The 6,290-nt window shown below is 39.3% G+C and carries 4 protein-coding genes; 3 read left to right on the forward strand and 1 reads right to left on the reverse strand.

The window, feature by feature from the left end; genetic code table 11:
* The 3 genes from LBH49_00930 to LBH49_00940 form a co-directional block, all read left to right on the forward strand.
* On the forward strand, positions 1-1,018 hold a 1,018-nt coding region (locus LBH49_00930), incomplete at its 5' end, for a class I tRNA ligase family protein (protein ID MDR0351198.1).
* Positions 1,015-2,508 (forward strand): proline--tRNA ligase, encoded by a 1,494-nt coding sequence (gene proS / locus LBH49_00935; protein MDR0351199.1) that lies wholly within the window; start codon positions 1,015-1,017, stop codon positions 2,506-2,508. The genes LBH49_00930 and proS, both read left to right, overlap by 4 nt.
* 20 nt (positions 2,509-2,528) lie before the next feature.
* Positions 2,529-4,367 (forward strand): ABC-F family ATP-binding cassette domain-containing protein, encoded by a 1,839-nt coding sequence (locus tag LBH49_00940; protein MDR0351200.1) that lies wholly within the window; start codon positions 2,529-2,531, stop codon positions 4,365-4,367.
* A 215-nt stretch (positions 4,368-4,582) separates the two neighbouring features.
* Here LBH49_00940 and LBH49_00945 read toward each other — a convergent pair.
* On the reverse strand, positions 4,583-6,290 hold a 1,708-nt coding region (locus tag LBH49_00945; protein ID MDR0351201.1), incomplete at its 5' end, for a hypothetical protein.

A 6,290-nucleotide genomic window follows, 5' to 3' on the forward strand; every position in this document is an offset into this window, starting at 1 on the left:
GAGATTCGGGCTATTGTCCATGGCTCCCCAGGGTCAGGATGTTTTATTTTCCGAAGAGCGGGTAGAATTTGGCCGAAATTTTTGCAATAAACTGTGGAACGCCTTTCGGTTTAGACAAACTTCTTTTGCAGAACAAGATAAGACCATCGAAGGAATTTTTTCCAAAATAGATCCTAAGAAAATTTCCCAGATAGATGTGGCCATATTGACCCAAATGTTAAAGAGCCTAGTAGAATTCGAAGAAGCCTTGGCTGAATATGAATTCAATAAGGCCGTACAGATAATTTACGCGTTCTTCTGGAAAGACTTTTGTGACTGGTACCTGGAAGTATCTAAGATAAACCGAAGCCCATCGACCATTGCAATATACGATCTAATTCTAAGGCAATGTCTACTGGTCTTGCATCCATTTATCCCATTCATAACCGAGGAATTATGGCACGCAGCAGGCTATGGAAGTGGATTCATAAACGATGTAAAATTAGCTACACCGACAGACCTATTAAGAAATATAAATGCCATCGGCCTAGAATTGAGCGAAGATTCTCTGCTTGAAGTTGCTGTGGTTAGAGAATTTATATCATCAGCCAGATCTTTGAAATCCAAATATGGATTGGCCGCCAAAAAAGACCTGACTTTTTATTATAAAGCAGCCGATGATCCGAAGGCCATCCTGGTCCGACACGGCAAAATTATTCAGCATTTCATTGGTGCAGAAAAACTCATAGAAACTGATTCGCCCATGGACCTGCCAGCAACCCTAAGTTCTGCCATAGTGATATATATGGATCTGGCCGGACAAATAGATTTGGCCAATGAAAAACAAAAAATCTTCGACGAACTTCAAAAAATCACCCAATTGATAGCGAAAAATCAATCAAAATTGAATGATAGCCTATTCATGAGCAAGGCTCCACCACAGGTTATCCAGGGCGCCAAAAAATTACTAGAAGAAAATCTAAAAAAACAGATTGAACTTAAATTCCTATTAGATTCACTAAATTCGCTGAAAATATGAGCAAAAAACATGCAATCTCTCCATCACGGTCGGAAAACTATCCGGAATGGTATCAACAAATCATCATCGCCGCAGACCTGGCTGAGCCCAGTGTGGTCCGGGGATGCATGGTAATAAAACCTTGGGGTTACGCGATTTGGGAAAATATGACCGCTGCTTTAGATGGCATGTTCAAGGCCACTGGCCATAAAAATGCCTACTTTCCGCTATTCATTCCTCTCAGACTTTTGGCCAAAGAAGCCGAGCATGTGGAAGGATTTGCCAAAGAATGCGCCGTGGTAACCCATTCCCGCCTAGAAACTAACGAATTAGGAATGTTGATTCCGGCTTCACCTTTGGAAGAACCACTAATCGTCAGACCAACTTCTGAAACCATTATCGGAGAATCATTTGCGAAATGGATCCAATCCTATAGAGATTTACCTCTATTGATCAATCAATGGGCCAATGTGGTACGCTGGGAAATGCGGACACGAATGTTTCTTCGAACATCAGAATTTCTTTGGCAAGAAGGACATACAGCACATGAAACGTCAGAAGAAGCCATCGAAGAAACCCAGCGTATGTTGGAATGCTACAAAAAATTTGCCGAAGATTTTGCAGCCATGCCGGTCATTTGTGGCCGTAAGAGTGACTCAGAACGATTTCCAGGAGCGGTAGATACCTATTGCATCGAGGCGATGATGCAAGACAAAAAAGCTCTCCAAGCTGGCACATCCCATTTCTTGGGCCAAAATTTTTCCCGAGCAGCGAACATAAAATTCACAACCCGAGATGGCTCGGAAGACTTTGCCTGGACCACTTCCTGGGGAGTATCGACCCGCCTGATGGGCGGCCTCATCATGACTCATTCGGATGACGATGGCCTAATCTTACCGCCAAAGCTGGCTCCACTCCAAGTGGTTATATTGCCTATTATCCATAGCGAATCCTCCAAAAATGAAATACTAAAAAATTGTGATGAATTGAGCCAGAAGATGGCGGAAAAGATTTTTAATGATAAAGCCATAAAGATTGAAATCGACGACAGAGATCTACGCGGTGGCGATAAATTATGGAGTTGGATAAAAAAAGGTGTTCCAATTATTATAGAAGTAGGTAAAAGGGACATAGCCAACGAATCCATCACCTATACTCGCCGAGATAATTTGACAAAAACATCGGAAAAATTATCAAATTTCATTCAAGATCTTCCAACGATACTAAGTTCCATACAGGATAGCATGTTCAATAAAGCTTTGGCATTTCGAGAAAAAAATACCATAGAAATGAACTCAGAAAAAGAATTTCAGGAATTTTTTAGCAATAAAAATCAAGCCAGCGGCTTTGCTAAATCCTTCTGGGCTGGATCAAAGGAAATCGAAGAACGCATAAAAAAAGACCTTGGTGTAACACTAAGATGCATCCTGCAAGACAGTTACAATTCAGGGAAATGCCCATTCACCGGCAATCCAAACAAACATCAGGTAATTTGGGCAAAATCTTATTGATTTCGCCACTACAGCCTTTTATGCTAAGGCGGCAATCGACCATGATCAACATAAAAAATTTAACATTTAATCTAGGCAGCCGTGTACTTTTCGACGACATATCTGTCTCTATTCCAGATAACTCAAAAATTGGTGTGGTCGGACATAATGGCTGTGGTAAAACGACATTGTTTCGATTAATCCTCGGAAAAGAATCTTTGGATGGCGGTGAAATAATCATTCCAAATAGGCAAAAAGTTGTGACAGTCCATCAGGAATTGCCTGATAAAAACCAAACGATATTGGATCTCGTGTTATCTTCTAACGCCGAACTGATAAACCTCAAATTCATGATAGATAATGAAGAAGATGGCGCGGCTTTGGCAGAATTATACGAACAATTCGAAACCATTGGTGGATTTACTGCCGAGAGTCAGGCTTCGGCCATACTGGCCGGCCTGGGATTTTCATCAAGCGATATATTGAAACCACTTTCTGAATTTTCAGGTGGCTGGCAGGTCCGGGCTGCTCTGGCCGCAACTCTCTTCGCACCATCGGATATTTTATTGTTGGATGAACCCACAAATCATCTGGATTTTGAAACCTGCGCCTGGTTGAAAAACTATCTATGCAAGCTAAATAAATCAATTTTAGTCATAAGCCATGAACGCGATTTATTAAACAGCCTATGCGATAAGATCTTGCACGTGAGCAATTCTTCCATCAAACTTTACTCTGGCAACTACGACACCTTCGAAGAAACCCGGGCAAGGAGATTGCAGGAATTGTCGAAAAATATAGAAAAGCAGGAAACTTCGCGCAAACATCTGCAGGCCTTCGTGGATAGATTTAGATACAAGGCTTCAAAGGCCAAACAGGCCCAAAGTCGGATAAAAATGTTGGAAAAAATGGAAGCACTTCCAAAAATCCCGCCGGAACGTTCTACCAAATTTGAATTCCCACAACCATCTGTAATAGATCGACTTCTAGTTCAAATAAAGGGTTGTTCTGTGGGCTATGGAGATAAGATTGTCATTGGAGATGTGAATCTGAAAATTGATATCACTGATCGCATTGCCATACTCGGCGCCAATGGCAATGGCAAATCAACTCTAGTAAAATTGATGGCTAATAGAATCAACCCCTTGGCCGGCTCCATTGGATTTGCCAGAGGGCTAAAATCAGCCTATTTCTCTCAGCAGCAAACAGATGAATTACAATTAGATCAAACACCCTACGAAACATTGAGTGCAGCCTTACCTGGCGAAAAGGAGCAAAGTGTCCGTAGCCAATTGGCCAGGTTCGGGTTGACTCAGCAACGAGCAGATACGAAAGTATCTAAGCTATCGGGCGGCGAAAAAACTCGACTGCTACTCTCCGTAATAACAAGAAATTCTCCACATATTTTAATTCTTGATGAACCTACAAACCATCTAGATATAGAAGCAAGAGAAGCACTTATCGATGCCATAAATAAATATACCGGCGCACTGATATTGGTAACTCATGACTTTCACACCATCGAAGCCACCTGCGATCAATTGTTAATAGTCAAAGACCATCTATGCCAGCCCTTCGATGGCGACCTAAATGATTATATTGACCACATTTTGCGCGACCAAAAGGAATCTGGTAACTCTCAGAAAAAATCTGAGAAATCACAACGAAACAGCCACAAAACATCGACTAAAAATGGAAAGAACGAAAAAAAGCTTAAGGAATTGGAAGCAGAAATAGAAACCTGCAATTCGAAAAAATCAGAATTGGAAGCCATGCTACATCATAGCTATTCATCAGATGTTTTTAAAAAATTATCTGAGTTGGAAAAAAAATTATCTGAACTTGAAGCCAAATGGACCAGTTTATATGAAAAAATATGAAAACACCATCCTGGTTCGTGGTAAATATGTAATAAATCCGAAAAAATGGTTCTCTAAAAAACAAAAAATAATATTTTAAAAAAAATGAATCCACAAAAATTCGCCACTTTTATTGGGACCAAAACCGATGCCATCGCATTAATTTTGTTATCGTGATGATGATTGACCACCAACGACCTATGACCATCAACAGGCTATGACATTGGCAGCAAATTCTAAGCAGAATCTTGTGATTGAACCTGTGTTGAGTTATTGCTAATTACACTTTCCACCTCTTTTTTGGCTTCATCTATACAATGACTTAATTTGTTAGCTGTATCTCTATATACAGCTAATTCGCGATGATTTGTATTTACATGATTAGTTACAAATCTATTTATTGAATTTTCACTGAACTTTTCTCCTAATTTTTCTAATATCTTCAATGACTCACTTTCGCCTTTCTTCGCTGCTTCAGTAATCATTTTTGCAACATCTTTTTCATTAAAATCAACATTCTTTTGCATATATGTAAATATTTCCTTAACCATAGCCATACTCGTTTTTATATCAGTCTCTCCTTCCTTAGCCATATCGTTGACTACATTCGCTATATCCATGGCAATGCGCGCATAGCCTATCGCAGCGGCTGCTGAGTTAAGTATCGCGCTTACTTCTTGAGGAATCTCAGTATTTGAATCTTTTACGCTATCGTCAGAATTATATTGCATTGCAATGCCTGTGATAATAGCACTAGATTCATTGGTAAATTTCGAAACTAAGTTAAGTATGGCCGTCATCTCATCCAGATAGGAATCTAGTTTTCCATCGCCCATCTGACTTAGTATCAAAGAAAATGTATCTTTCATCTTTTGGGAAATTTGGCTTAAATTATTACTTTTTATTATATCCCAAATTTCACGAAACCCAATGCTAACCTTGCTATCAGATTTAAAATCTGCCTTTGCTCTGGCTATGAGTGATTGCAATCTAATGCCTATATCAGCGACAGTTTCTACTGTTTTTGCAAAAGTGTTCACCTTTGCAATCAATGAGCCTATGATAGGTAATTCAAAATTAGTCTTTGATTTAATAAATTTCGTAACAATCCCAATAAATGCCAAATAATTAGTAGCAGCAGATATGGCGTGTAATAATTTAAATTTAAATGATATATCATTGGTGGCTTTTCCCTTAAGTTCTGAATTTGCACCACCTATACAAAAAGCTATACCAATACCACCACCTATGAGCAAACATCCACCAGCTCCAGTAAGAATAGAAGCCGCTAGACCGATGCCACCAAGTACATAACCGGTTATCTTTAAAGCTTTACCAATTTCTGCCAATCTCTCTGTTCTGCCAAAAATTGTGGCATTTTTATAACCAAGCCTACCCCTACCAGACATGGATTGTAATGTGGATGCCATGACATTTTCCAAAGACCTACGCTTAAATATTGAAATTTTTTCCGGATTGGCACTTGCACTTTTCATCCCTTCTTTTATGGCATTAATTATATCTTTTTTTACACTAGAGTTGCTTAATTCACCTTTAAGCAAGACTAGTTTGTCTGGACAGAATACAGACATCAATTTTTTCAAATCATTTTCTTTAAAGATCGGGGGATTAAGTTCCAGATCTTGCATGACCACATCTAGCAGATCAGACAACACATTTAAACAAATTGCATCGCCAGATTTTCGATGGGATGTTAAATTTTTTTTTTCACTGGCTTTGCATTCATCCTCGTACATGATTTTTTCCATCAAGGCATCGGCTATAGCGACTCGATCTGATATAGAGCCTATTTCTTTTTTTTGTGATTTGTCGACGGCGCTAGCATCAGTGACTGCTTTACCATCAACAGATGATATGCTAACATTTGAGGATGTCCCCATATTATCTTTGAATTTTATATAATGGAAGTTTGTATTGACTAAA

It is taken from the genome of Puniceicoccales bacterium, assembly GCA_031255005.1.
In the GTDB taxonomy this organism is placed as follows: Bacteria; Verrucomicrobiota; Verrucomicrobiia; order Opitutales; family LL51; genus JAIRTH01.